The sequence below is a fragment of the Serratia marcescens genome (genome assembly GCF_001902635.1).
Lineage (GTDB): Bacteria > Pseudomonadota > Gammaproteobacteria > Enterobacterales > Enterobacteriaceae > Serratia > Serratia marcescens_F.
In genome coordinates this window covers 42,432-66,919 of sequence record NZ_MJAO01000023.1, presented here as the reverse complement: position 1 = coordinate 66,919, position 24,488 = coordinate 42,432, and the positions used below count along the sequence as shown (strand labels likewise).

The 24,488-nt window shown below is 54.7% G+C and carries 26 protein-coding genes and 2 pseudogenes; 18 read left to right on the top strand and 10 right to left on the bottom strand.

Annotated elements, in window-relative coordinates; translation table 11 throughout:
* The first annotated feature begins 61 nt into the window (after window positions 1-61).
* Entirely contained in the window at window positions 62-1,015 is a 954-nt protein-coding gene (gene pip / locus BHU62_RS19940; RefSeq protein WP_073533895.1) for a prolyl aminopeptidase, read from the top strand.
* A 31-nt stretch (window positions 1,016-1,046) separates the two neighbouring features.
* On the opposite strand, the gene BHU62_RS19935 is transcribed toward pip, so the two are convergent.
* Window positions 1,047-1,277: a DNA polymerase III subunit theta gene (locus BHU62_RS19935; protein WP_073533882.1), complete on the bottom strand. Its 231-nt coding sequence runs from the start codon at window positions 1,275-1,277 to the stop codon at window positions 1,047-1,049.
* Between the two features lie 342 nt (window positions 1,278-1,619).
* Here BHU62_RS19935 and ftnA point away from each other — a divergent pair, with 342 nt between their 5' ends.
* The 4 genes from ftnA (at window position 1,620) to BHU62_RS19915 (ending at window position 4,142) form a co-directional block, all read left to right on the top strand.
* Window positions 1,620-2,138 (top strand): non-heme ferritin, encoded by a 519-nt coding sequence (ftnA, locus tag BHU62_RS19930; protein ID WP_073533879.1) that lies wholly within the window; start codon window positions 1,620-1,622, stop codon window positions 2,136-2,138.
* A gap of 325 nt (window positions 2,139-2,463) precedes the next feature.
* Window positions 2,464-2,847 carry a CopC domain-containing protein YobA gene (yobA, locus tag BHU62_RS19925; RefSeq protein WP_236720690.1) on the top strand — a complete coding sequence of 128 codons (384 nt, stop codon included), beginning with the start codon at window positions 2,464-2,466 and terminating at the stop codon, window positions 2,845-2,847.
* 2 nt (window positions 2,848-2,849) lie between these two features.
* Complete coding sequence (gene copD, locus BHU62_RS19920; RefSeq protein WP_073533874.1) at window positions 2,850-3,731, top strand: copper homeostasis membrane protein CopD; 882 nt, start codon at window positions 2,850-2,852, stop codon at window positions 3,729-3,731.
* Window positions 3,732-3,800: 69 nt separating this feature from the next.
* Window positions 3,801-4,142: a YebY family protein gene (locus BHU62_RS19915; protein WP_073533871.1), complete on the top strand. Its 342-nt coding sequence runs from the start codon at window positions 3,801-3,803 to the stop codon at window positions 4,140-4,142.
* A gap of 316 nt (window positions 4,143-4,458) precedes the next feature.
* On the opposite strand, the pseudogene BHU62_RS19910 reads toward BHU62_RS19915, so the two are convergent.
* A pseudogene (locus BHU62_RS19910) lies at window positions 4,459-4,974 on the bottom strand (tyrosine-type recombinase/integrase); the annotation flags it as partial.
* Here BHU62_RS19910 and BHU62_RS25615 point away from each other — a divergent pair.
* A complete protein-coding gene (locus tag BHU62_RS25615) occupies window positions 4,867-5,112 on the top strand; it encodes a tail fiber assembly protein (RefSeq protein WP_139282303.1) in 246 nt (81 codons plus the stop codon). The pseudogene BHU62_RS19910 and the gene BHU62_RS25615 sit on opposite strands and share 108 nt — an antisense overlap.
* A 27-nt stretch (window positions 5,113-5,139) precedes the next feature.
* Here the strand turns inward: BHU62_RS25615 and BHU62_RS19900 are convergent, their stop codons facing one another.
* From BHU62_RS19900 to BHU62_RS19885, 4 genes and pseudogenes are all read right to left on the bottom strand, one after another.
* Entirely contained in the window at window positions 5,140-6,582 is a 1,443-nt protein-coding gene (locus BHU62_RS19900) for a glucosyltransferase domain-containing protein (protein WP_073533864.1), read from the bottom strand.
* A 13-nt stretch (window positions 6,583-6,595) separates the two neighbouring features.
* Window positions 6,596-7,507 (bottom strand): glycosyltransferase family 2 protein, encoded by a 912-nt coding sequence (locus tag BHU62_RS19895; protein WP_073533861.1) that lies wholly within the window; start codon window positions 7,505-7,507, stop codon window positions 6,596-6,598.
* Window positions 7,504-7,860 carry a GtrA family protein gene (locus BHU62_RS19890; RefSeq protein ID WP_073533859.1) on the bottom strand — a complete coding sequence of 119 codons (357 nt, stop codon included), beginning with the start codon at window positions 7,858-7,860 and terminating at the stop codon, window positions 7,504-7,506. The genes BHU62_RS19895 and BHU62_RS19890 overlap by 4 nt, the downstream gene beginning before the upstream one ends.
* 423 nt (window positions 7,861-8,283) lie before the next feature.
* Window positions 8,284-8,529: pseudogene (locus BHU62_RS19885) on the bottom strand (tyrosine-type recombinase/integrase); the annotation flags it as partial.
* A 466-nt stretch (window positions 8,530-8,995) separates the two neighbouring features.
* Here BHU62_RS19885 and BHU62_RS19880 point away from each other — a divergent pair.
* The 3 genes from BHU62_RS19880 (at window position 8,996) to BHU62_RS19870 (ending at window position 11,628) form a co-directional block, all read left to right on the top strand.
* Window positions 8,996-10,861 carry a hypothetical protein gene (locus BHU62_RS19880; RefSeq protein WP_139282301.1) on the top strand — a complete coding sequence of 622 codons (1,866 nt, stop codon included), beginning with the start codon at window positions 8,996-8,998 and terminating at the stop codon, window positions 10,859-10,861.
* On the top strand, window positions 10,858-11,130 hold the full coding sequence (locus BHU62_RS19875; RefSeq protein ID WP_073533854.1) for a hypothetical protein: 273 nt from the start codon (window positions 10,858-10,860) through the stop codon (window positions 11,128-11,130). Before BHU62_RS19880 ends, BHU62_RS19875 begins: the two co-directional genes overlap by 4 nt.
* Before the next feature lie 147 nt (window positions 11,131-11,277).
* Window positions 11,278-11,628 (top strand): DUF4377 domain-containing protein, encoded by a 351-nt coding sequence (locus BHU62_RS19870; RefSeq protein ID WP_073533851.1) that lies wholly within the window; start codon window positions 11,278-11,280, stop codon window positions 11,626-11,628.
* A 39-nt stretch (window positions 11,629-11,667) separates the two neighbouring features.
* Here the strand turns inward: BHU62_RS19870 and BHU62_RS19865 are convergent, their stop codons facing one another.
* Window positions 11,668-12,567, bottom strand: coding sequence for an aminoglycoside phosphotransferase family protein (locus BHU62_RS19865; RefSeq protein WP_078062087.1), 900 nt, complete (start codon window positions 12,565-12,567; stop codon window positions 11,668-11,670).
* 138 nt (window positions 12,568-12,705) lie between these two features.
* Here BHU62_RS19865 and fabV point away from each other — a divergent pair, with 138 nt between their 5' ends.
* The 4 genes from fabV to BHU62_RS19845 all read left to right on the top strand — a co-directional run bounded on the left by fabV (window position 12,706) and on the right by BHU62_RS19845 (window position 15,197).
* Complete coding sequence (gene fabV, locus BHU62_RS19860) at window positions 12,706-13,905, top strand: enoyl-ACP reductase FabV (protein WP_073533846.1); 1,200 nt, start codon at window positions 12,706-12,708, stop codon at window positions 13,903-13,905.
* Between the two features lie 225 nt (window positions 13,906-14,130).
* On the top strand, window positions 14,131-14,349 hold the full coding sequence (locus BHU62_RS19855; protein ID WP_073533845.1) for a hypothetical protein: 219 nt from the start codon (window positions 14,131-14,133) through the stop codon (window positions 14,347-14,349).
* A gap of 170 nt (window positions 14,350-14,519) precedes the next feature.
* A complete protein-coding gene (locus tag BHU62_RS19850) occupies window positions 14,520-14,819 on the top strand; it encodes a hypothetical protein (RefSeq protein WP_073533844.1) in 300 nt (99 codons plus the stop codon).
* Between the two features lie 42 nt (window positions 14,820-14,861).
* Complete coding sequence (locus BHU62_RS19845; protein ID WP_073533843.1) at window positions 14,862-15,197, top strand: hypothetical protein; 336 nt, start codon at window positions 14,862-14,864, stop codon at window positions 15,195-15,197.
* Between the two features lie 37 nt (window positions 15,198-15,234).
* Here the strand turns inward: BHU62_RS19845 and dcuR are convergent, their stop codons facing one another.
* The 3 genes from dcuR to BHU62_RS19830 form a co-directional block, all read right to left on the bottom strand.
* Entirely contained in the window at window positions 15,235-15,954 is a 720-nt protein-coding gene (gene dcuR, locus BHU62_RS19840) for a two-component system response regulator DcuR (protein ID WP_073533842.1), read from the bottom strand.
* Window positions 15,947-17,560: a sensor histidine kinase gene (locus BHU62_RS19835; RefSeq protein WP_073533841.1), complete on the bottom strand. Its 1,614-nt coding sequence runs from the start codon at window positions 17,558-17,560 to the stop codon at window positions 15,947-15,949. The genes dcuR and BHU62_RS19835 overlap by 8 nt, the downstream gene beginning before the upstream one ends.
* A 125-nt stretch (window positions 17,561-17,685) precedes the next feature.
* Window positions 17,686-18,528, bottom strand: coding sequence for a class I fructose-bisphosphate aldolase (locus tag BHU62_RS19830; RefSeq protein ID WP_073533840.1), 843 nt, complete (start codon window positions 18,526-18,528; stop codon window positions 17,686-17,688).
* Between the two features lie 495 nt (window positions 18,529-19,023).
* Here BHU62_RS19830 and BHU62_RS19825 point away from each other — a divergent pair, with 495 nt between their 5' ends.
* The 5 genes from BHU62_RS19825 (at window position 19,024) to BHU62_RS19805 (ending at window position 24,455) form a co-directional block, all read left to right on the top strand.
* Complete coding sequence (locus BHU62_RS19825) at window positions 19,024-19,953, top strand: sugar ABC transporter substrate-binding protein (protein WP_073533838.1); 930 nt, start codon at window positions 19,024-19,026, stop codon at window positions 19,951-19,953.
* 73 nt (window positions 19,954-20,026) lie between these two features.
* Window positions 20,027-21,511 carry a sugar ABC transporter ATP-binding protein gene (locus BHU62_RS19820; RefSeq protein WP_073533837.1) on the top strand — a complete coding sequence of 495 codons (1,485 nt, stop codon included), beginning with the start codon at window positions 20,027-20,029 and terminating at the stop codon, window positions 21,509-21,511.
* Window positions 21,512-21,526: 15 nt separating this feature from the next.
* Complete coding sequence (locus BHU62_RS19815) at window positions 21,527-22,567, top strand: ABC transporter permease (protein ID WP_073533894.1); 1,041 nt, start codon at window positions 21,527-21,529, stop codon at window positions 22,565-22,567.
* A 63-nt stretch (window positions 22,568-22,630) separates the two neighbouring features.
* A complete protein-coding gene (locus BHU62_RS19810; RefSeq protein WP_073533835.1) occupies window positions 22,631-23,551 on the top strand; it encodes a sugar ABC transporter substrate-binding protein in 921 nt (306 codons plus the stop codon).
* 139 nt (window positions 23,552-23,690) lie between these two features.
* A complete protein-coding gene (locus tag BHU62_RS19805; protein ID WP_073533833.1) occupies window positions 23,691-24,455 on the top strand; it encodes an SDR family oxidoreductase in 765 nt (254 codons plus the stop codon).
* The last annotated feature ends 33 nt before the right edge of the window (window positions 24,456-24,488 follow it).

Sequence of the window (24,488 nt, the reverse complement as noted above, 5' to 3'; positions counted from 1 at the left end):
TGACCTGCCGGGCGGCTTCCGCTTTGATGAAAGCATGACTCACAGAGAGACGGAAAACGCCATGGAACAATTACGAGGTTTGTACCCGCCGTTAGCAGCATACGACAGCGGTTGGCTGGACACTGGGGATGGCCACCGGATCTACTGGGAGCTGAGCGGCAACCCGAACGGTAAACCGGCGGTATTCATTCACGGCGGGCCGGGCGGCGGCATTTCTCCGCATCACCGCCAGTTGTTCGATCCCGAAAGCTACAAGGTGCTGCTGTTCGATCAGCGTGGCTGTGGCCGATCCCGCCCGCACGCCAGCCTGGACAACAACACCACCTGGCATTTGGTGGCCGATATCGAGCGGCTGCGCGAGATGGCCGGCGTCGACCAGTGGTTGGTGTTTGGCGGTTCCTGGGGATCGACGCTGGCGCTCGCCTATGCGCAGACTCACCCGGAACGCGTCAGTGAAATGGTGCTGCGCGGCATCTTCACCCTGCGCAAACAGGAGTTGCATTGGTACTATCAGGATGGTGCTTCGCGCTTCTTCCCGGAGAAATGGGAGCGTGTGTTGTCCATTCTGTCGGATGAAGAACGTAAAGACGTGATCGCCGCCTACCGGCAGCGGCTGACCTCGGCCGATCCGCAGGTACAGCTCGAAGCGGCCAAGCTGTGGAGCGTGTGGGAAGGGGAGACGGTGACCCTGCTGCCGAGCCGTGAGTCCGCTTCGTTCGGTGAGGATGATTTCGCCCTGGCGTTCGCCCGCATTGAAAACCACTATTTCACGCATCTGGGCTTCCTGGAGAGCGACGACCAGCTGCTGCACAACGTGCCGCTGATTCGCCATATTCCGGCGGTGATCGTCCACGGCCGCTATGACATGGCTTGCCAGGTGCAGAACGCCTGGGATTTGGCCAAGGCCTGGCCAGAAGCGGAGTTGCATATTGTGGAAGGGGCGGGGCATTCGTTCGATGAGCCGGGTATTTTGCACCAGTTGATGATCGCTACCGACCGGTTCGCCGGCAAGTGATACAAAAAACCCGCCATAACGGCGGGTTTTGTCATTTGGTCTTCGGCTCGTACGGCAGACGCGAAAACTTGTGGGATTCCGCGCGGTAGTGCGCCACGCGCTCGCGAAAATAGTCGCGCAGCGCCTCCGGTTGCTCGCGCTCCACCACTTCCGGGATCACCGGCATATTGTAGCGTTCTTTGTACGCTACGCCTGAGGCGGCGAGATCCACATTCACCTTGTCCATTTCTTCTTTGGACAGCTCGGCCAGATTGTAACCCACCCTATACTCCTTACTTTGCCGCATTGAATCTGCGCAGAAGGTAATCCACCGGGCGGCGCTTGGCAAGCCCGTTGCGCCGCGGCCGCGGGCGATATTTCCCCCAAGAGTAATGCAATTTATTTATTGTTTTAAATAAGAATGATTCGCCTTTTGATTAAAATAAAGAGTTGAAATAATTCCAGCATTAATTCATGTGGCTTTTTTGTTTATTCTATCAGATTGATTATCATGAATATTATAATAAATGTGGATCGAGTGTGAATAAGGTGTTTTTATTTTTACCGTATCAGGGCATAATGCGCGGAAATTAAATTCATGACCTGCAAAATAAAAGGAATCATTATGCTGACGCAAGAAATGACTCAAAAGCTGAATGAGCAACTGAATCTGGAGTTCTACTCCGCCAACCTGTACCTGCAGATGAGCGCATGGTGCAGCGATAAAGGCTTTGAAGGCGCCGCCGCATTTCTTAAAGAGCACTCTCAGGAAGAGATGCAGCATATGCACCGTTTGTTCAACTACCTGAGCGATACCGGATCACTGCCGCTGCTGGGCAGCATCGCCGCGCCGCCGGTGTCGTTCGAATCGCTGGCGGACGTGTTCCAGCAGACTTATGAACACGAACAGCTGATCACCCGTCAGATCAACGAACTGGCGCATGCCGCCATGACCGCGCACGATTACTCCACCTTCAACTTCCTGCAGTGGTACGTGGCGGAGCAGCACGAAGAAGAGAAGCTGTTCAAATCCGTGCTGGATAAGCTGGCGCTGGTGGGTACCAGCGGCAAAGGCCTGTTCTTCATCGACAAAGATCTGAAGAAAATGGGCGCGATGGGTCAGGGCGACAACGGCCAGGCCTAATTTTTGAGCGATCATCTGAAAACCGCGCGCGGGCGAGCCTGACGCGCGGTTTTTTTTACCCTGCATTTATCACGGTTATACGGCGATACGTGCTGCCGGATCGCAAAATGCCAGTGATGTGCTCGACTTGCCGTGGTGCGGTCGTTATGATTTACCGCGATACGCTACAGGGATGGTAGAGTCAAAACAGCGGGTTAGCCGAGACAGCCCGTTTTTCTGTTTACCCGTGGCGCAATCATATGCGGTGGGTTGGGGCCGCTGATACATCGCCTTGGCTGTGGCCTTAACCCTTATGACCCTCTTTTTATTGTTAAGGGATACCACTGTGATCGGTAAAATTCGTTCCTCATATCGCCTGCTTTCCACCATTTTCGTTCTGTTCGTCGGCCTTTCTTCGCAGCAAGCGTTGGCACACGCCCACCTGAAAGTGGAGACGCCGAAGGCCGACGCCAGCGTCAGCCCGGCACCGAAGGCGCTGACACTCAACTTCTCCGAAGGTATCGAGCCGAACTTCAGCGGCGTGAAAATCACCGGCCCGGACAACGCCGTGGTGAAGACAGGTAAACTGCAACTCGATCCGAACAACAACACCCAGGTCAACGTGCCGATCGAAGGTGAGCTGAGCGCGGGCAAATACAACGTCAGCTGGCATGTGGTTTCGGTCGACGGGCATAAAACCAAAGGCCAGTACAGCTTCACCGTAAACTGATCGTGAGTCTGGCGACCCTGTTCGTTCTGTGTCGCTTGGTGCACTTTGCGGCGGTGATGCTGATGTTCGGCATCAGTCTGTTCTCCGCCTTATTGTCACCGCAGCGCCTTTCCCCGATCCTCTCCCGCGATGTGCGTCCGCTGCTGCTTGCCAGCACCTGGATCGCCGGGCTTTCCGCCGTGGCGCTGCTGGCCGTGCAGGCCGGGCAAATGGGCGACGGTTGGGAAGACGCCTGGCGGCTGGAGGTCTGGTGGGCGGTGCTCGGCACCACCTTCGGCGAAGTGTGGCGCTGGCATCTGGGCCTGTCGCTGCTGGCGATCCTGAGCCTGCTGCTGCCGGAACGGCCGCGTGCGCAGGCGTTGGCGCTGTGCTCGGCGCTGCTGCTGGTGAGCCTGGCGTTTATCGGCCACGCGGCGATGCACGAAGGCACGTTGGGTGCGTTGCATCGCGCCAACCATGCGGTGCACCTGCTGGCCGCGGGCTACTGGTTCGGCAGCCTGGCACCGCTGCTGGTTTGCCTGCGCTACCTGCCGCCGCCGCAGTGGCGCAGCGACGCCATTATTACGCTGATCCGTTTCTCGCGCTGGGGGCACCTGGCGGTGGCGGCGGTGATCGTCACCGGCATCGTCAACAGCCTGATTATTCTCGGCGGTTGGCCGCTCAACCTCAGCTCGCCTTATCAGCGCCTGCTGCTGCTCAAAACCGCGCTGGTGGCGCTGATGGTGATGGTGGCGCTGGCCAATCGCTACGCCATCGTGCCGGCGATGAGTCGCGTGCCGACGCTGGCGCAGCGTGGGCTGGTGCTGGCCTGCTGGCTCGAAGTGGGGCTGGGAGCGGCGGTGCTGCTGCTGGTCAGTTTATTTGCAACCTATGCGCCGGTATGACATTTCGGCTTGCCGCAGGCGGGCAAGCTGCGGGAAAATCGACGCGAATAGCAACCTTAAGGCCATCACATGAAATCGGTATTACTCGGCATTACGCTGCTGGCAACCGCGACCGGCGCGCTGGCGGCAGACAAACTGGTTAACATCACCAAACTGGAGTACGGCAAGCAATGGGCGTTCACCAAGGAAGAAGTGACGTTGCAGTGCCGCAGCGGCGGCGCGTTGTTCGTGCTCAATAACAGCACCCTGATGCAATACCCGCTTAACGACGTGGCGGAGCAACAGGTGAAAAAGGGCCATCAGCGCGCGCAGCCGCTGGAGGTGATCGTGCTGGACGATCCTGCCGAACCGGGGAAAAAAATGAGCCTGGCGCCGTTTATCGAACGCGCCGAGAAGCTGTGCGCTGACTAACTGCTTGTTTGCCAATGGCTTGCCCAACGCGCGTAAATTGATGCGCATTGGTCGCATAGTTATTTCGCCGTGAGACTATCACGTGGCCGTCGGGCGGCTGGCAAAACTGGCGCGGTAGGCTACTCTTAAAGTGCACGGCTGAACAAGCCCTGCATTAAATGCCAACTTTTAGCGCACGGCTCTCTCCCAAGAGCCATTTCCCTAGACCGAATATAGGAATCGTATTCGGTCTTTTTTTGTGTGATTGATTTATAAGTCTTTTTTTATAAAAAATCGAAATTACTCGAAATTTACTCGAATTTTGATATTCGGTCTTTTACAGCATTACGTACTCCTTCCCCCTCGTGTTGAGATATTTCAACGTCATCGTTTCTGATGAATGCCCCAGCAGTTTTTGCGCAAAATCTTTCCCTCTTTCCTTCTCATACAGCCGGCCAGCCAAACTGCGGATCTCGTGAAAGGTCGGCGGACTTTCCTCGAACGACAAACCTGAAGCCTTCCGCGCCGCAACAAATTTTTTCGTTAGTCCATCAGGATGCAGTGAGCCATCAGGGCTGTTTTTGCGGATTCCTGCGCTGATCATAAAGTCTGTCGTGCTGACCATTCTGCAGCGATCGATCACCGTCCCGAGGCGGAGGCCTACGATTTTCAGCTCCAGATCGAGGGGTAGGGAAATCATGGCGCCCGTCTTCCCTTGCTCGACAAGCAGTCGACCGTTTACGACATGGCTGAAACGCATCTGAGTCAGATCTTCTCGGCGCTGGCCACAAACCAAAGCCAGATCCATCGCCCAGCTGAACCAGGGCGGCATTGTGTCTGCTGCACCACGAATAGGACTCAGTTAATGCTGGGGATGATCAGTGATGCTGACAAGAAATTATTGATAACATGGATGGAGTATGTTCAAAAGATTCAGGAATTAGATGGTAATGGAAATGAAGTGGTCATATGGACGGAGCCGCCAAAATAAAGCCCTCATGGTAGAGGGCTGAATAGGTCAATTATTATTCGTTCCCAATGATACAATGGCTGTATTACCAGAAATGAACAGGGAATATTCCTTATTGGTTGAGATTGGTTTAATCCCACTGCTGATCATACGAGAAAGCGCATTTTTATTGTTTTGTTCATTTCCGTAACCATGCAGTGTCTGCGGGAACCCTTTATTAATTAGCTGGAAAGAGGCTAGAAACTCAGATGCAGGGCTAAGGAAATAGCCTATTAATGGTTTGTTACTCATTAGCAATTTAGTTCTTTCATCTATATTGACTTGGCCAACTGTCCCGATGATTTTTATTTCGTTATTAGTCATCAAGTCGCGACCAATCATGTTGAAAATGAAATCTTCATACTCGCGCTGTGATTTAATAGCGCTGCTTAGTTGAGCACTGAATGCAATTACTGTAATAACAGGAATAAGTGACAAATATTTCAGCTTGGGTAAGAAGTAAACAACGGGGATCGCAATAAAAACAAGACACACAGAGAAGGAGACCAGAGTCCTTGGAAATACAGGTGCGTCTTTAAGAAATATGGTTGGCCCCATCAGTGAAACTAAAAATATAATTATGGAAATAACCCAATAAAGACTGAATGATAATATAGATTTTTTCTTATGGCGATTTGCAAACAACATGAAAATCAAGCCAGCAACAACTGGAATCAAAAAATAAATATAAACTGGGCCATAGAAATATGATAGCACCATGTTTTTTAATGAACTAAGCGTAGAGGCTAAATGCTCTAACCCTTCAGTATTAGCTGATATGATCTCTGCGCGTGAATTATTTTTTGCAGCAAAGAATAACATGTAAACCATGTAAAAAGAGACGAATAAAGCCGTTTTGTTAAGTATTTTTTTTATAATGTCAGTGGTTTTACAGTCATTTTTTACTGCTGCGATCATTACGTCTACAGCAAGTAAACCAATAAATACATTTGCGCATGGCTGATATAGGGTTAAAGATAGTACGCCAGCGAACAGTTTTACTAAAGTTTGTCTGGTAGGATTACTGGCTGTATAGGTATAAGCCATAACCGCTAGGAAAAAAGCGATGGACATGCCTAAAGAGTCATATCTGTAAGCGATATTTTGCAGCATGAATGGATTAAAAATGAGAAGAGCCGCAACTAATTTGTGTGAAGGAACTTCTAACCTCGATAAATGATCGCTAAGTAAAAGCGATGCCCCACCGATAAACAAGCAGGAAGCAATCATAGTATAGGGGTATAGATCAAGGTTATAGTGGCCACTGGCGGATAAAACTTTCATGAGAATATCTGCAACAGGCCGACCTAATCCTCTCCATCCATACTGACCAGTTATGGCTCTATCTAGATCATCCCTATAAAAAATACCAGCTTGGATTAATGGATAAATAAAAAGAAGAGCAATCCCTGAGTAAAGGAGCAGTGCTTTTTTGTCGATTTTACAAAACATTTTAATTCTCATCTCACTTTTTTATTATATAGCGTGGGCGACGTTTGGTTTCAATGTATATTCTACCAATATATTCCCCAAGCACTCCGATTCCTATAAGCTGTACACCGCCAAGGAAAAGAATGGAAACAATAATTGAAGGGTAGCCAGCTACCGGGTTGCCCCAAATAACCTTATCTATGATCATCCATGCGCCATACATGAAGGAAATTGCAGCAACAAAAAATCCAATGTACGCCCAAACCCGAAGAGGGAAGGTGGAAAAACTTGTGATTCCCTCTATTGCCAAATTCCAAAGTTTCCAGCCATTGAATTTGCTGGTTCCTGCGACTCGCTCGGCTCTCGAGTATTCAACAATTGCAACATTTCCGCCAACCCAGCTAAGGATACCTTTCATAAATAGGTTCCTCTCCGGAAGTAACTTAATATTCTCTACGACTTCCCGAGTCATTAGCCTAAAATCACCTACATTCTCTTCTATAGCTGGTTTGCTTATTTTATTGTGAACGCGATAAAACCACTCTGCCGTTTTCCTCTTCATCCTGCCATCGCATTGTCTATCCATACGCTTGGCCAATACCACGTCTGCGCCATCTTGCCACTTATTTAATAAGTGGGGGATAACATCAATTGGATCTTGAAGGTCAACGTCAATTGGGATAATGGCATCTCCAGTAGCAGCTTCCAAGCCAGCAAACAGTGCGGGCTCTTTTCCGAAATTCCGGGTAAAGTTCACTGCTTTAACCTTGGGGTCATTGATAGCCAGCGAAGAAATTATTTCTTCTGTCGTATCTGAGCTGCCATCGTTTACGAAAACGATCTCAACGTCTATATGCTCAAAAAGCTTGAACTTACGGACAGACTGATAGAAAAGAGGAATTGCTTCTTCCTCGTTGAATACGGGAACTACGAGTGAAATTTTCATTTATCTTCCCTGAAGACAACTAACTTAGAATAAATGAAGCCACAGATTAGGCTGATCACTGAAAAAGTAACGAGAGTTACAATTGGGTTTGCATGTAGCGTATCTGCTGCCCAACCGACAGAGAATGCCATACCTCCCATAAACAACACATACACCGTATAGCGGTTAGTTGTAGCTTGCGCTTTGAACGTCCACTTGGCGTTAGCAAAGAACGAAACGGTTACAGCGATGCTGAAAGCGACAACATTAGAAACTGATTGTGAGAAGCCGCTAAAGAGCATGAGTCCAAAAGCAGCCCAGTGAACCAAGGTATTGATTACACCGACAGATGCATAACGTATAAAGGTCTTCAATGCGTAAAATTCTTAAAAGTTGGTTTTCCATATTTTGCCATCGCATCATACTGATGGCAAAATTTTCGACCTACACACGATGAGTCGCTCATACACACACATCGTTATGATGACCGGTCCCCATTACGATTTTCGAACTTTTTCTAGGGATGTGCAGCATTAGCTGCGTAAGCCGTTCGAATTTTTTTCGAATCAAGCCGAGATTTTTGATAACTATTTGAAAGCAAAAGACGCTTAACGAAGGTGTTCTTGATGGCTTTACAATCAAATTTCAATCTATCTATTTGAAATTGCTTGTTTTATTTATTTTCTCTCGATTAAAGGAATCGTATTCGGTCTTTTTTTGATTTGTTGATTTTAAAGGATTTATTTTCGTTTGTCCGAAAATGTCCGAAATATGTCCGAATTTTGATAGTCGGTCTTTTACAGCATCACGTACTCTTTCCCCCTCGTTTTAAGATATGTCAGCGTCATCATTTCCGTTGTATGCCCCAGCAGCTTTTGAGCAAATGCCTTGTCGTTCTGCTTTTCGTACAGGCGGCCGGACAGGCTTCGGATCTCGTGGAACGTCGGCGGGCTTTCCTGAAACTCCAAACCTGATGTTTTCCGCGCGGCGACAAATTTTTTCGTTAACCCGTCGGGATGGATCGAACCATCCGGGCTATGCCGCAGGCCCATGCACTTCAGTTCAAGAATAAGGGGAGGGGGAGCAATGTGTCAGTTTTCCCTGAAACCACCTGCATTTGGCGACATGCAGTCTGCAAGCAACGTGAAGCAGGGCGATAAGGAAACCAGATACTGAGCGTGCCAGGTCGATTCCTGTGACATCTCTTTATTTGTTGATGACATAAATCACCATTTTAAAATTTAATTCACTTGGCATTGTTTGCAAAAATTGAGGGTGATTATTAATTAAAACCAAAGGCATACTGTCTATGTCATGCGCCGGCGTCAATTTTTTTCATCATGAATCACCATAGGTTCATTCATGCCATCCGGGTTTCTGTTAGATACTGCTATCAGTATTGTTTGCGCCAGGAAAGTGCAAGCAGTATTGAACTGAAGGATAGTGGCCTTCCTTATCGTCGGTGGCCATCGATAGCTCTTAATGGTAAAATTTCTATCAGGAAATTATATGTCAAAACGATATAATGCCAGAAATCATCGCCCTTCAATTTGTATAAATGACTTAAACGGCAATGCTCTTGTCTATGATGACTCTTTGAATAGTCATCATGATGAGGAATTAGATGAATTCCCCTCTATTTTGCCTACGATGTGTAGACAGGTGGCAGATAGCATCCTGAATATTACGGGTGCCAATACATATTATACATTGCCAGGAGATCTTGATGGTGAGGTAACTGGCATGGCCGGCACGCCAGAAGGTAAGTCGTGCTGTCTCGAAATTAAGGATGCGGCAGGTGTTTCTGCCGCGTTTAACGACTATATCGAAAATGAATTTTTGGTCATGGATGAAAATGGTGTCGTGTTAGGCATAGGTGACGGCGGCAAAACGAGCGTAGTTGAACTAAATAGCGATAGATTGCCATCTGCCTTATCGGCAGTGGGACGTGGGGGTGTTCCCGCCAGCGGCTCTCCTTTAGACATTAAAGATTTCGTAGGGAGTAGACACCTTATTCTCGATAGTAACAGCGCACTTCACGGCATTGAGCTTGATGTCAAAAAGATAAGGTTTGGTAGGATTGCCATTCAAGACATGCTCGGAAAAGTGACGCCCGGTGGAGAAAAACGGCTTAAGGTTGGCTTCATTTCTGGATTTGTGCACGTTGCATTTTATGGCCAGTCGCAGGTTATAGGGACAACTAATGGGGTTGTTCATAGTTTTTCATTTGATGACAATAGTTTAATGTTCGCCGGTGGTTTGCGGTCATTTGGCACACCGGGATGTAGTACATTAGTACCAGAAAAAGAATACTATAATTCCCTTGTCTCAATGCATGAGCACGCATCAGGTGAAACATACTGCTCTGGGATGGCGATTGGTGCCCGTGCATATATAAAATCAGCATACCCAAATCGAGATATTAAAAACATATACACAGTTAATGGTGCCGGTGGGGCGGCTATAGATATGCTGAAAAAAGAGAGTGCATCATATAATAGAATGATTAAACAACATGTCGCGCTGATCAATCTGCTTGCAAGCATGGGGGAGGCGTACCACTTCCCGGCCCTGGGCTGGTCCCAGGGGGGCAGTGACGACGGTTTGGCAACTAATCCTGATGTTTGGGAAACAGCCGTCGAAAAACTTCGGACGGATTATAACGCTGATATTCTCTCTGCCACTGGCGTTAACGTTGAGCCCGTATGGATTACAAATCAGATAAATAACTATATGCGTTATCCTGCACTAAAAGGAAAGCCGAATATTGGGCTTCGCCAGTATAAGATTGTTACCAACGGCAAATGTACGTATGCCGGCACCTGTCCAACCTATATCTGCGACTTTATCGATGTGGCACACTGGACAAAAGAATCTCAAATAAAAGTGGGGGCATACTATGAAAAAACTCGTCGTGGCATTCTTGATATGGGATATTGGGATATCCTCCACCCGATAAAGATGACAACAACGGGAAAGTTTAGCTTTGTACAGTTCAATTTACCGCAAGGTTACCCGCTGCAATTCAATACTGAGTTTGTAGTTGCATCGACAAATTACGGATTTAGCGCTGAGCAGGCAGACGGTACACCGATCGGCATTGACCGCGTTCGTCTTGTCTCTGATGACACGATCGAAATTCGCTATACCGATGTTCCGCAACAAGGTGTTGTTTTGATGTATGGGCAAACGGGACAAATAGGTGATCCTAATGCCGCAGATGGTTCAGGTTTAGGTCGCACGCACGGTATGCGCGGGAATCTATGCGATACCGCAGGGAATAATGAAAAGATTTATGTGTCGGCAAGTGAACCGGAGTATCCGTTGCACAACTGGTGCTGGATGTTTACTGAAGATATGGGCGTAGGGAAATGAAAGAAATCCTTGGTCTGTATAAAGCGCAGTGCGTTACAGCTGATTCAGCATTGGCGCATATTCAACAGAATAATATGAGGTATCTTGGCATATACGGCAGACGCCAAGAAGCGTCGGTTAAAAAACGTCAAGTAAACAATAAGGGGGGCTTAATCAGTCCGGTTTACGAATATCAGTTGCAGGATATTGTATTTGGGAGGCATGTTTTTCATCCGATGGAGCATGCTCTAGTGGGGGCAGCGGTTATTTCCCGTGCGCATACGCTATAAAATCTGACTGGGCCGCCGTCAGCGGCCTTTTTCCTTGAGTGGAGATCGGCGCGAACAATCGTCGCTAGCGGAAGAACGAAGCAAGGTTCAATTCCGCCGGTCAATTTGTTAGGATCGCCTGACCTACATGACTATTGGTGCAGTACATTGAAAATTAAAGCGTTGTTATTTGTTGCGTTGGCCGCGTTGGCCGGCTGCAGCCAAGAGGGAACCTCGATGAATCAGCCCGCAAACGAGAAAGGCAGCCAAACGGAAGTGTTGCTGGTGAACAGTGCGCTGGTGGACTGCGTGGGCGTCGGCCCGATGAAGTGCATGCAGGTGCGCCGTTCCGCGCAGCAGCCGTGGGAGTTGTTCTATACCGGCATTGAAGGCTTTACCTTCGAGCCGGGTTATCAGTATCGGCTGAAGGTGCGCGTCACCCCGGTAGAGAACGTGCCGGCCGATGCCTCATCGCTGCGTTACACGCTGATCGAGCAGTTGGAAAAGAACAAGGCGTAATGATTATCAGGCCGGGCGAAGTGCGCCCGGCCTGCTGTTTTATAGCGTTAATCCCATCTCCGCTGCAACCTGCTCCAGCTGGTAGCGTGAGGTGCGCGTCAGCGAAGGTTCCTTATCGGCATAGTAGGCGTAAGCGATAACGCCAATCGACAGCGCCCAGGCGCGGCCGCGCCGCCAGGTCTCATCGTCCACCTTCACCGCCTGGCGGAAATGTTCGCGGGCTTCCGCTCCCATCAGGTTCCAGGCAACGATCATATCGACCGCAGGATCGCCGATGGCGATACCGCCCCAGTCGATCACCGCCGCCAGCTCACCGTTGTCGACCAGCAGATTGCCGGGCTGAATGTCCGTGTGCAGCCAGCATTCGCCGGCGGTGTTTTCCCGCACCTGGCTCACGCTGTCCCACGCTTGCAGCAGGGCGGCAGCGTCGAGGTGAGGGGCGCACTGGGCGATGGATTCGCGCGTGAGGGCGTCTCTGGCGCTGACCGGGCCGCCGCGATAAGCGCTGATCGCGTGGCCTGCGGTTGGGATGGCGTGGAGTGCGCGCACGAACTCACCCAATTGCGTCGCCAGCAGCGGGCTGCACTCGCCACTGGCGGGCGTGCGGCCGGTGATCCAGCGGCCGATGCTCCAGGCGAAAGGATAGTGGCCGTTCGGCTTGCCCTGGGCCAAGGGCGCGGAAATCGGCACTGGCAGATGAGGCGCCAGCAATGCCGGGTAGCGGTTCTCGCGCGCCAGCGCTTCGGCCGCCGAGGCGGTACGCGGCAGGCGAATGAACAGTTCGTCGCCGAGCCGCAGCATCACGTTGTCGGTGCCGCCGGTGGTGACGAGCTCGATGGGCCACGCCGCCCAGACCGGGAACTGTTCGGCGAGCATCGCTCGGACATGGGGGAGGGAAATCTCGGCCTCATCGGCATGTATTTTGGGAATGGCATTCACCCGGTACGGCTCCTTCACTGGCACGGGGTTGCGGCCCCGACTGGTCTGTTCACTGCGCTTGTTTTCGCACTTTCTTAAGTATATCGAGAAAATCAGGTATATTGTCCTTCGGTTTTTAGCTACCAAGAAAAAATTACTATGATTATCAAACCTAAAATTCGTGGTTTTATCTGCACCACCGCTCACCCGGCAGGCTGTGAAGCCAACGTCCGTGAGCAAATCGCCTACGTTAAGTCGCGCGGCGAACTGAAAAACGGGCCTAAAAAGGTGCTGGTCATTGGTGCATCCACCGGTTACGGTCTGGCCTCGCGCATCAACGCCGCTTTCGGCAGCGGTGCGGCCACCATCGGCGTATTTTTCGAGAAGCCTGGCAGCGAAGGCAAAACCGGTTCTGCCGGTTGGTACAACTCCGCCGGTTTCGACAAGGCAGCTAAAGAAGAAGGCCTGTACGCGAAAAGCATCAACGGCGACGCATTCTCCAACGAATGCCGTCAAACCGTGATCGATCTGATCAAAAAAGACCTGGGCCAGATTGACCTGGTGGTTTACTCGCTGGCTTCACCGGTGCGTAAAATGCCGGAAACCGGCGAAGTGGTGCGTTCCGCACTGAAGCCGATCGGCGAGCCGTACAAATCCGTCGCGTTGGACACCAACAAAGACGTGCTGGTTGAAGCCGTGGTCGAGCCGGCCAACGAGCAAGAAATCGCCGACACCGTGAAGGTGATGGGCGGCCAGGACTGGCAGCTGTGGATGGACGCGCTGGACGAAGCGGGCGTGCTGGCGGATAACGCGCAGTCTGTCGCTTACTCCTACATCGGTACCGATCTGACTTGGCCAATCTACTGGCACGGTACGCTGGGCAAGGCGAAAGAAGATCTGGATCGCGCGGCACACGCCATCAATCAGAAGCTGCAGGCCAAAGGCGGCGCGGCTTACGTTGCGGTGCTCAAGTCGGTGGTGACTCAGGCCTCCTCCGCCATTCCGGTCATGCCGCTGTATATCTCCATCGTGTTCAAGATCATGAAGGAGCAGGGCATTCACGAAGGCTGCATCGAGCAGATCCAGCGTCTGTTCGCCACCAAGCTGTTCAGCGGCGTGGCGCCGGACACCGACGAGAAACACCGTCTGCGTCTGGATGACTGGGAACTGCGCGACGCCGTGCAGGAAACCTGCCGTGAAATCTGGCAGCAGCTGAACGACAACAACATCAACGAACTGACGGATTACCAGGGCTACAAGGCAGAGTTCCTGCGCCTGTTCGGCTTTGGCCTCCAGGGCGTTGACTACGACGCCGATCTGAGCGGCGAAGCCAACTTCGACGTGATCGAACTGGTCTAAGCGCGTCGAGCGGTCAAACAAGGTCGGGTTATCCCGGCCTTTTTTATGCCTGCTATTTATCTGGCGGCGAACCAAAAATGTTTATTCCAGGTTAACAGATGAACCGAGAGATTAACATCGGCATCATGTCCATTAAATAATGGCGGTTTTTAAACTAAAGAAAGTCATTTTTTATTTACCCGCGCCGTCGGCTGCGGGTATTTTATTTCCTTTAAGGAGAAATCTATGACATGGCGTTGTTGGGTTCCGGTATCGTTATTTTTGTTGAGCGGCTGCGGCGCGATTCAGCCGACGTCGTCTTCCCCTGACTGGTCGCAGCCACAGCCTGCAACGCGGGAGCAGCGGCAGCGTATCATGGCGGGCGAGTCCGCTTCATCGGTATTAAATGAGGGCAACGTCGGCATTGGCGGCACTTTCGATTGGTCGAAAATATCAGATCGTTAAGCCGCTAAATATATTCTGCCAAATTAACGTGCTCGTTCTGTCTATATTGTCGGATGGTTTACCTTTCCTCCGTTATTCTGCTGTGGCCCGACTATTCTTGCGTTAACAAACAATTCGTTTTCCTTATAGGGAACTGCCGGTTTATTTCGGCGTAATTAAAGGAGTTGCCCATGGCGAAGGACATGGCCGCGATCTTTCTCTTGCTATTGCTGCCGGTGAGCCAACATGCCGGCGCGGCGCGCTACGACAGGCAGTGTGACGGGGTGTCGCCGGTGCTGTTTCAAAAACGGCTGAAAGCGCTGGCACAGGATCTGCGGCAGGAAATGAGCGAGGAAGCGCCGCCGACAGAGCGCGATGCGGAAGAGCTGGCGCGGCTGGCGGAGTGCGGCATTGAGCCCGGAAAAACGCCCGTCACCGGCGGGCAGCGTGAGCCGCGCTCGGAGGAAAAACCGGCGCCGAATGGCTGTTGAGGCGAGTTGGCACGGATTATAGCGATGTATAAGGAATCATTGATGAAAAGGATAGTGTTGGCCGGCGTGGCCCTGTGCTGCTCTTGTTTCGCACAGGCGCGGGTGGATTTGGAATACCACGCGGCGCCGCCGAAAGACAGTAAGGTCCCCGAGGAGTACCAAAAAAAGCGCGGTGCATTGCGCCACCAGGTGTGGAACGTCGATCACCTGACGCAGGCTAATGAACAGGCGCTGGCGCGAGAGCAGCAACGCGAGGCGGTAGAGAGCGCCAAGCGGCAGCAGCGTCATCTGGCGCAGCAGCAGAGAAAGCAGCACTGCCTGCGGATACACTCGAAGGATCCTCACCGCGAGGTGAAGTGTTACATTCCCAACTTCTAGTCTTCAACGTCCGGGCGCCGTCAGCGCCCGGCGTCGTTTATGCCGGGCGGCAGTGCTCTTTCAACATGGCGATCGCATCCGGTTTCAGCTGATACAAATAGACCGGCCGGCCGGTGGCGCCGTACAGAATGCGGGTGCCGAGAATGCCGCTCTCCGCCAGATAGATGAGGTATTTGCGGCAGGATACCCGTGAAATGCCGATGGCGTTGGCCAGGTTGTCGGTGGAGAACTCGCTGTCGCGCTGCTGTTCGATCCACTCGCAGACCGTGCTCAGGGTGATGCTGGTCAGCCCCTTCGGCAGCTTCTTGCTCTCCTGGCCGCCGGGCTGGCGGCGCAGCAGGCTATCGACGTCGGCCTGCGAAAACTCGCGCTGTGCTAGAATCTGCGACTGCTGCCGGTAGTGGCTCAGCGCCTCCTTGAAGCGGCTGAACTGGAACGGCTTGATCAGATAATCCACCACGCCGTAGTGCAGCGCTTTTTGCACCGTGTTCACGTCGCTGGCGGAGGAGATGATGATCACATCGGTTTTCTCGCCCAGCTCGCGCAGGCCGGGCAGCAGATCCAGCCCGTTCTCCTGCTGCATATAGATATCCAACAGCACCAGATCGATGCTGACGCTGGCGTCGGCCAGCAGGGCGCGCGCCTGGCTCAGGGTGGCGACCGTCGCCTGGCAGTGAAAACCGCTGACCTGGCTCAGGTAATACTTGTTCAGCTCTGCCACCATCGGGTCGTCGTCGACAATCAGTACGTTAATCATGGGTTCTGCTCTTGGCCTGATAGGGAAGGTGCACGAAAAATTGGGTCAGTTCGCCCGGTTCGGACTCGAAATCGATGCTGCCGCCCAGTTTCTCCAGATGGCTGCGGATCAGCGCCAGGCCGATGCCGCGTCCCGTTCCCTTGGTGGAAAATCCGTGTTCGAAGATGCGCGCGCCGATCGCCGGATCGATGCCGGGGCCGTCGTCGCTGACGATACAGTGTAATTGATCGTTGTGGTGATGGAAGCTCAGGCCGATCTCGTGGCCTTCAACGCCGTCGATGGCGTCGATGGCGTTTTCGATCAGATTGCCGAGCACGCTGATCAGCACGTGCGTGGTTTCTGCATCGTCGGTTTCCGGCAGCAGGCTGGTTTCCTCGATGGTCAGTTCGATGCCGGCTTCATGGGCGCGGCTGATCTTGCCGATGAAGAAGCCCGCCACTTCCGGCGAGTGGATCTTGCGCAGCAGCGCGCCGATCTCTTCCTGATAATTGCTGGCGGTGTTGATGATGTAGTTTTCCAACTGCTGATAGGCCTTCATGTGCAGCATGCCGAGTATCACGTGCAGCTTGTTCATAAATTCGTGCGACTGCACCCGCAGCGCGTCGGCATAGTGCGCCATGCCGCTCAGGCGTTGCAGCAGGCGGCTGACCTCGGTCTTGTCGCGGAAGGTGGCGATGGCGCCGGTCACCTGGCCGTTGACGATCACCGGCACGGTATTGGTCAGCAGTTCGCTGCCGTTGAAGCTGATCTGCCGATCGCGCAGCGGCTTGCCGCTGGCTAACACCTCCTCCAGGTGCAGCTGCGCCGGCCAATGTTTGCTGGCGGCTTCCAGCAGCAGGCTTTCCACCGGGCCGCTCTGGCGCAGCAGGCGCTTGGCCTCGTCGTTGACGATGGTGATGCGGGAATCATTATCGACCGCGATCACGCCTTCTTTAATCGATTGCAGCATGGCGTTGCGCTGCTCGAACAGGTTGGAGATTTCGTAAGGCTCGAAACCCAGCATGATGCGTTTGAGCGCGGAGACCAGGAAGAAGGTACCCAGGCTGCCGACCAACGCGGCGAAGGCGATGGTCCAATAGATGATCCAGCGGCTCTCCGCCACCACCCGCTGCACGGTGTCCAGCGCAATGCCGAGCGCCACCACGCCGATTTGTTGTTTCTGCGCGTCATACACAGGCACGAACACCCGCAGCGCCGGGGCCAGCGTGCCGCGGTTGATGGCGCTGTTGACGTTGCCCTGCAGCGCCGGTGCCAGATCGTCGCCGATAAAATGTTTGCCGATCAGCCAGGGTTTGGGGTGCGAATAGCGGATGCCCTGCATATCCACCACCACCACGAACAGCAGCTCGTTTTGATGGCGCACCTGCTCGGCGAAGCGCTGAATGGCACCGCTGTGATCGTGCTGCTGCAGGCCGTCGACCACGGTGCTGGAGAGCGCCAGCGTGTTGGCGACGGCGATGGCTTTCTGCTGCAGCTGATCTTGCCCCTCGCGGCTCATTTGCACGAAAAACAGCGCGAACACCACCAGCAGCACCGAAGCGATGATGGCGGACACCATCAGCGTGATGGAGGTGCTCAGCTTGAGCGGCACCCGTTGTTTTGGCATGGCGGTTCTCCGAATGGCGATATCACGGCGTATTCTAGCGAGGAATGAGGCAAGCTGCAGTTACCGGCAGCAGGTTATAGCATGCTGCCGGGGAACGGGGGGGTTATTTTAATTACAAAAGCGGGTCACTGCTGGTGGTAGATCTCCAGCGCCTGTTGGCCGCTGGCGCCCTGATGGATGATCGCCATCAGGGCGCGCACCACCTGCGACGGATTGCTGTGTTGATAGACGTTGCGGCCGTAGACCATGCCGGAGGCGCCCTGGGCCATCAGCGCGGCGGATTTCTCCAGCACCGGGCCCAGTTCCCCCTTGCCGCCGCCGCGCACCAGCGTCGGGCAGCGTGCCGCTTCCACCACGCGGTGGAAATCTTCCACCCGATCGGTCGGGTCGGCCTTGATGATGTCGGCGCCCAGTTCACGCGCCAGCCGCACCAGCGGCACGATCTTCTCCACATCGCCCAGGGAACCGTAGGCGGCGCCCTGGCCGGCCGGCGCCATCACCAGCGGTTCGATCATCAGCGGCATGGCGTATTGGTCGCAGGCGTGGCGCAGGCGGCCGATGTTCTCCACACACTGGCGGAAAATGCCGGGTTCATCCGGGATCATATACAAATTGACCACCACCGCGGCGGCGTCCATTTGCAGCGCCGCCAGGATCGGCGCTTCCGGGTTGTGCAGCACCGCCCACATTTCACGATGGCGCGCGGCGTTATACGCGTTGCCGACGTCGGTGCGCATTACCAGTGCCGGTTTTTCGCGCTGCGGCGCACGCTGCAGCAGATCCGCCTGGCCGTAGTTGACCTGAATGGCGTCGGGGCGCGCGGCGATCAGGTTGCCCATCACCCGTGCGATATCTTCCAGGCCGATTAAGAAATCCGGTTCGTTGGCGATGCCGTGATCGATCGCCACATCCAGGCACTTGCCGTTGTTGAACAGGCGGTTCATCCGCACCTTACTGCTGAGCTGCATGTCAGGTCCTCCTGAGATAGGGATATGTCCATTATTGCCGAGTAAGGATGGTCGGGAAACGCGGAAACCGCAAACTGCGCGCCCGTTCGCAGTTTTGCCGGCGCCCGGCGCGGCGCACGAAAGGGGGGCGCTCACCGGCGGCTTTCACTGCATTTGTTAGATCCGTGTCATGTTTTTGTTAATAAGCAATTCCAAAATGCATGTTTCGCTTGTTTGGGTTAAAAAGTTTCAATAATCTCAATTATGAAATAAACATTTAATAAAGCGATAAGGACGATGTCCGCCGCACCAGGGGTTTATTTCAATTAGTTGTTTTTAATCTGTTTTGAGATATCGATCAAAGTTTTGTTCACGGCCTTACTGCGGCGATAAAACGGTAAATTCGCCGTATCAAAGGGATAATACCGACCGTATTGTTGTTTGAATGTAAAAAATATTTTTCATTAGCTGTCAACCAACAGACCTCTTCATTCTAACGATTAAAGGGTAACGAACATGAAGCTGAAGAAACTGATCGCCGCCTCGGTACTGATGTGCATGCTGCCGGCCAGCGTGCTGGCGAAAGACATCAAGATCGGCGTTTCCATGGCTTATTTCGATGACAACTTCCTCACCATTCTGCGCCAGGCGATGCAGAGCAAAATGAAAGCCGACGGCAACGTCAGCGGCCAATTCGAAGACGCCAAGGGCGACATTGCACAGCAAATTCAACAAATCGAAAACTTCGTCAGCCAGGGCGTCGACGCCATCATCCTCAACCCGGTGGATACCCAGGGCGTCAAGCCGATGATCAAGCTGGCCGAGAACGCCAAGATCCCGCTGGTGTTCGTCAACCGCAAGCCGGAAGTGGCGCTGCCGGCCGGCATGGCCTACGTCGGCTCCGACTCCAAGCTGGCAGGCAAATTGCAGATGGAGGAGTTGGCCAGGCTGATGAACGGCAAGGGCAACGTGATGATCCTGATGGGGGAATTGTCGAATGAAGCGACCCGCGACCGTACCCGCGGCGTAGAAGAGGTGGCGGCCAAGTACCCCGGCATCAAGATCCTCGACAAGCAAACCGCCAAATGGGCGCGTAAAGATGCGGTCGATATCACCACCGACTGGGTGCTGACCGGCCAGCAGATCGACGCCATCGCCTCCAACAACGACGAAATGGCTATCGGCGCGATCCTGGCGCTCAAGCAGGCTAAAAAGCCCGGCGTGCTGGTGGCCGGCGTTGACGGTACGCCGGACGCGCTGGAGTTCATCAGAAAAGGCGATCTGGCGCTGAGCGTATTCCAGGACGCCAAAGGCCAGGGGGAAGGCGCGGTACAGACCGCTATCCAATTGGTGAAGGGCGAGAAAGTGGAGAGCAACGTGCTGATCCCTTATCAGCTGATCACCCAGGCCAATTACCAGCAATTCGCCGATAAAAACAAGAAATAAGCCTTGAAGCCTGCCGCGGGCGCCGGTGTGGCGCCCGCGGCAGAAAACGTGGGTCAGTGCGGAGGTAAGCGGTATGTACCCTTATGTTCTTGAGGCCGAAGGCATCAGCAAGCAGTTCCCCGGCGTCAAAGCGCTGGATAAGGTCTCGATTAAAATCAAACCCGGCAGCGTGCACGCGCTGATGGGGGAAAACGGCGCGGGTAAATCGACGCTGATGAAATGCCTGATCGGCATTTATCACCCGGATGAAGGTTCGATCAAAATCAAAGGTCGGCCGGTGTCCTTCAGCGATACGCTGCAGGCGTTGCATTCGGGCATTTCCATGATCCACCAGGAGCTGAACCTGGTGCCCTACATGACGGTGGCGGAAAACATCTGGCTGGGGCGTGAGCCGGCGCGGCTGGGATTCGTCAACCACGAGCAATTGAATGAGCAAACCCGCGAGCTGCTGGCGCGACTGAACATCAAACTGCAACCGGAAACGCTGGTGGGTGAGCTGAGCATCGCCAATCAGCAGATGGTGGAGATCGCCAAGGCGGTGTCCTACAACGCCGATGTGCTGATCATGGACGAGCCGACCTCGGCGTTGACCGAAGGCGAAGTGGTGCACCTGTTCGCCATCATTCGCGAACTGCGCCAGCAGGGCAAAGGCATCATCTATATCAGCCACAAGATGGACGAGATCTTCGCCATCACCGATGAAGTGAGCATCTTCCGCGACGGCACCTTCATCGCCTGCGACAAGACCGAAAACCTGACCAAGCAGTCGCTGATCACCATGATGGTGGGGCGCGAACTGACGCAGATGTTCCCCAAATTCAACAACAATATCGGCGAGGAAGTGCTGCGGGTGGCGGGGCTGCGCCGCAGCGGTTGGTTCCATGACGTGTCCTTCAGCGTCAAGCGCGGCGAGATCCTCGGCGTCGCCGGGTTGGTGGGGGCCGGGCGCAGCGAAGTAATGGAAAGCCTGTTCGGCATGCATCCGGCGGACGGCGGCGAGATCTTTATCGAAGGCAACGCGGTAAAGGTGGATTCCCCGGCCAAGGCGATCGAGAGCGGGCTGGCGTTCCTCACCGAAGACCGCAAAAAATCCGGCCTGTTTCTGGTGCTGTCGGTGGTCGAGAACATGAGCATCGTCAACCTGTCGGAATACATCGGCAAGAACGGTTTCGTCAGCCATGTGCAGATGGCCAAAGACTGCATGGAACAGATCAAGAAGCTCAACATCAAGACGCCGACCATGGATCAGATCATCAACAACCTCAGCGGCGGCAACCAGCAGAAAGTGCTGATCGCGCGCTGGCTGCTGGCGCAGCCGAAAATTCTGATCCTCGACGAGCCGACGCGCGGCATCGACGTGGGGGCAAAAGCGGAAATCTACCGCCTGATCAGCGAGCTGGCCAACCGCGGCGTCGCCATCATTCTGGTGTCCTCCGAGCTGCCGGAGATCCTCGGCATGAGCGACCGGGTGATGGTGATGCACGGCGGCCGCATCACCGGCATTTTGGACAAAGACGACGCGGACCAGGAAAAGATCCTGGCGCTGGCCTCGGAATAACGAAGGGTGAACATCATGAGTAACGTAAAGATTGAGAAGCCGCTCTCCGCCGATTCAACGGGCAAGGGAACGCTGTTTTCCGGGCTGAGCGGCAAAATGCCGAAGGATACCGGCATCTTCATCGTGATGATCGGCATCGCGCTGATCTTCGAAATTCTCGGCTGGTACATGCGCGATCAGTCGTTCCTGCTGAACCCGAACCGCCTGCTGCTGATCGTGCTGCAGGTAGCGATTATCGGCATCATCGCAGTGGGCGTCACCCAGGTGATCATCACCACCGGCATCGATCTCTCATCCGGCTCGCTGATTGCGCTGACCGCGGTGGTGGCGGCCAGCCTGGCGCAGACCTCGGACAGCATCTCGCCGATGTATCCAGGGCTGCTCGATCTGCCTGCGGCGATCCCGATCGGCGCGGGGATTGGGGTGGGCATCGTCTGCGGCTTTATCAACGGCTTCCTGATCACCCGCACCGGCATTCCACCGTTCATTGCCACGCTGGGGATGATGGTGTCGGCACGCGGTCTGGCGCAGTACTACACCAAGGGCAACCCGGTCAGCTTCCTGTCGGACGGTTTCACGGCGATCGGCCAGGGCGCGATGCCGGTGATTATCTTCCTGGTAATCGCGGTGATCTTCCATATCGCACTCAAGCACACCCGCTACGGCAAGTACATCTACGCCATCGGCGGCAACATGACCTCGGCGCGGGTCTCCGGCATCAACGTCAACAAGTATCTGGTAACGGTTTACACCATCGCCGGCGGCCTGGCAGGGTTGGCGGGCGTGGTACTGGCGGCGCGCGTAAGCAGTGGCCAGTCGAGCATGGGGATGTCCTATGAACTGGATGCCATCGCCGCGGCAGTGATCGGCGGCAGCAGCCTGATGGGCGGCGTCGGGCGTATCACCGGCACGCTGATCGGCGCGGTAATCCTCGGCCTGATCAAAAGCGGCTTCACCTTTATCGGCGTCGATTCTTACATTCAGGACATCATCAAAGGCGTGATTATCGTCGCCGCCGTGTCGATCGACATGCGGCGCAACCGCAAAAAACACTGATTGCCGTGAATTGCCGCCGGCGCCAGGTTGGCCGGCGGCGTTTTTTTATCCGGGGGACTCATCATGAACTACCTGAAAGGGCTGTGGCTGGCGGTGGCGCTGTGCGCGTCTACCCCGGCATGGGCGCAAACCATCGGCGTGTCGATGGCCTATTTCGACCAGAACTTCCTCACCATCATCCGCCAGGCGATCGACAAGGAAGCCAAGGCGCGCGGCATCACCGTGCAGTTCGAGGACGCACGTGGCGACGTCGGCCGCCAGACCGATCAGGTGCAGAGCTTTATCAGCGCCGGGGTGGACGCGATTATCGTCGATCCGGTCAACTCGGCCAGCACGCCGGTGATGACCAAAATGGTGCAGGCCGCCGGTGTGCCGCTGGTATACGTGAACCGCACGCCGGGCGACGCCAAATTGCCGCATGGCGTGGTGTTCGTCGGCTCCGACGAGCGGGAATCCGGTACGTTGCAGATGGAAGAGTTGGCGCGGTTGGCCAACTATCAGGGCAACGTGGCGGTGATGATCGGTAACCTGACTGACGCCGGCGCGCTGCAACGCACCAAAGACGTGGAGCAGGTGGTGGCCAAATACCCGAAGATGAAGGTGGTGCAGAAACAGAGCGCCAACTATTCACGCAGTGAAGGCATGGATCTGATGATGAACTGGCTGACCAACGGTGAAGCGATCGACATTGTTGCCGCCAACAACGACGAGATGGCGATCGGCGCGATCATGGCGCTGCAGCAGGCCGGCAAAGCGGACAAGAACGTGCTGATCGGCGGTATCGACGCCACGCCGGACGGCCTCAAGGCACTGGCCTCCGGCAAGATGCAGGTCACGGTGTTCCAGGACGCGGTCGGCCAGGGCAAAGCCTCGGTCGATGTGGCGCAGCGCATGATAAACGGTGAAAAGCCCGAGCCGTATTACTGGATCCCGTTCGAGCTGGTGACGCCGGCTAATAGCGCCAAATACGCGGCCAGGCCGTGAGGGCGTCACCGCATTCGCTTTGCCGAGGCGCTGCTTGCAGCGCCTTTCTTATTGGCGTCAGTTACATGTCCGCTTATGGCCAGCGCCGTACCGGGTCTTGCGTCACACTGGGTTTCTTTAAACCGTGTGAGGATGAGCGATGAACGCATTGAACGGCAAAGTGGCGGTGATCGGCGGCGCCAGTTCGGGGATCGGCAGAGCGGCGGCGTTGCTGTTCGCCCGGCAGGGTGCCGCGCTGGTGTTGGGCGCTCGGCGTGAGCGGCTGTTGGCTGAGCTGGTGGAGGACATTCGGCGCGAGGGCGGCCGGGCGCTCGCGGTGGCGGGCGACGTGCGCGACGAAGCCTTCGCTGAACGGCTGACGGCGACGGCGGTCGGCGAGTTCGGCGGGTTGGATATCGCCTTCAACAACGCCGGTACGCTGGGGCCGCTGGGGCCGTCGCTGGCGTTGAGTGCGCAAGAGTGGCGCGAGGTGCTGGAGACTAACCTGTCCAGCGCCTACTACGGCGCCAAATATCAAATCCCTGCCATGTTGGCGCGCGGCGCGGGTTCGGTGATCTTCACCTCCACCTTCGTCGGCCACACCGCGGCGTTTCCCGGCACGGCGGCCTATGCGGCCGGCAAATCGGGGCTGATCGGCCTGACGCAGGCGCTGGCGGTAGAGTTCGGCGGGCGCGGCATCCGGGTGAACGCGCTGCTGCCGGGCGGCACCGATACGGCGATGGGCCGGCAGATGAGCAATACCCCGGAAGCGTTGGCGCAGGTGGCCGATCTGCACGCGCTGAAGCGGCTGGCGATGCCGGAAGAGATCGCGCAGGCGGCGCTGTATTTGGCCTCTGACGCTTCCTCGTTCGTCACCGGCACCGCGATGCTGGTGGACGGCGGTGTTTCCATCCAACGCGGCTGAGAGCGTGGTGGCCCGTGGCCTGGCGCCACGGGT

Bases quoted from the DNA above. Each gene is read 5' to 3' on its own strand.
- pip (WP_073533895.1), top strand. From the start codon at position 62: ATGGAACAATTACGAGGTTTGTACCCGCCGTTAGCAGCATACGACAGC.
- ftnA (WP_073533879.1), top strand. From the start codon at position 1,620: ATGCTGACGCAAGAAATGACTCAAAAGCTGAATGAGCAACTGAATCTG.
- BHU62_RS19915 (WP_073533871.1), top strand. From the start codon at position 3,801: ATGAAATCGGTATTACTCGGCATTACGCTGCTGGCAACCGCGACCGGC.
- BHU62_RS25615 (WP_139282303.1), top strand. From the start codon at position 4,867: ATGGCTGAAACGCATCTGAGTCAGATCTTCTCGGCGCTGGCCACAAAC.
- BHU62_RS19900 (WP_073533864.1), bottom strand. From the start codon at position 6,582: ATGTTTTGTAAAATCGACAAAAAAGCACTGCTCCTTTACTCAGGGATT.
- BHU62_RS19895 (WP_073533861.1), bottom strand. From the start codon at position 7,507: ATGAAAATTTCACTCGTAGTTCCCGTATTCAACGAGGAAGAAGCAATT.
- BHU62_RS19880 (WP_139282301.1), top strand. From the start codon at position 8,996: ATGTCAAAACGATATAATGCCAGAAATCATCGCCCTTCAATTTGTATA.
- BHU62_RS19875 (WP_073533854.1), top strand. From the start codon at position 10,858: ATGAAAGAAATCCTTGGTCTGTATAAAGCGCAGTGCGTTACAGCTGAT.
- fabV (WP_073533846.1), top strand. From the start codon at position 12,706: ATGATTATCAAACCTAAAATTCGTGGTTTTATCTGCACCACCGCTCAC.
- BHU62_RS19855 (WP_073533845.1), top strand. From the start codon at position 14,131: ATGACATGGCGTTGTTGGGTTCCGGTATCGTTATTTTTGTTGAGCGGC.
- BHU62_RS19850 (WP_073533844.1), top strand. From the start codon at position 14,520: ATGGCGAAGGACATGGCCGCGATCTTTCTCTTGCTATTGCTGCCGGTG.
- BHU62_RS19845 (WP_073533843.1), top strand. From the start codon at position 14,862: ATGAAAAGGATAGTGTTGGCCGGCGTGGCCCTGTGCTGCTCTTGTTTC.
- dcuR (WP_073533842.1), bottom strand. From the start codon at position 15,954: ATGATTAACGTACTGATTGTCGACGACGACCCGATGGTGGCAGAGCTG.
- BHU62_RS19835 (WP_073533841.1), bottom strand. From the start codon at position 17,560: ATGCCAAAACAACGGGTGCCGCTCAAGCTGAGCACCTCCATCACGCTG.
- BHU62_RS19830 (WP_073533840.1), bottom strand. From the start codon at position 18,528: ATGCAGCTCAGCAGTAAGGTGCGGATGAACCGCCTGTTCAACAACGGC.
- BHU62_RS19825 (WP_073533838.1), top strand. From the start codon at position 19,024: ATGAAGCTGAAGAAACTGATCGCCGCCTCGGTACTGATGTGCATGCTG.
- BHU62_RS19820 (WP_073533837.1), top strand. From the start codon at position 20,027: ATGTACCCTTATGTTCTTGAGGCCGAAGGCATCAGCAAGCAGTTCCCC.
- BHU62_RS19815 (WP_073533894.1), top strand. From the start codon at position 21,527: ATGAGTAACGTAAAGATTGAGAAGCCGCTCTCCGCCGATTCAACGGGC.
- BHU62_RS19810 (WP_073533835.1), top strand. From the start codon at position 22,631: ATGAACTACCTGAAAGGGCTGTGGCTGGCGGTGGCGCTGTGCGCGTCT.
- BHU62_RS19805 (WP_073533833.1), top strand. From the start codon at position 23,691: ATGAACGCATTGAACGGCAAAGTGGCGGTGATCGGCGGCGCCAGTTCG.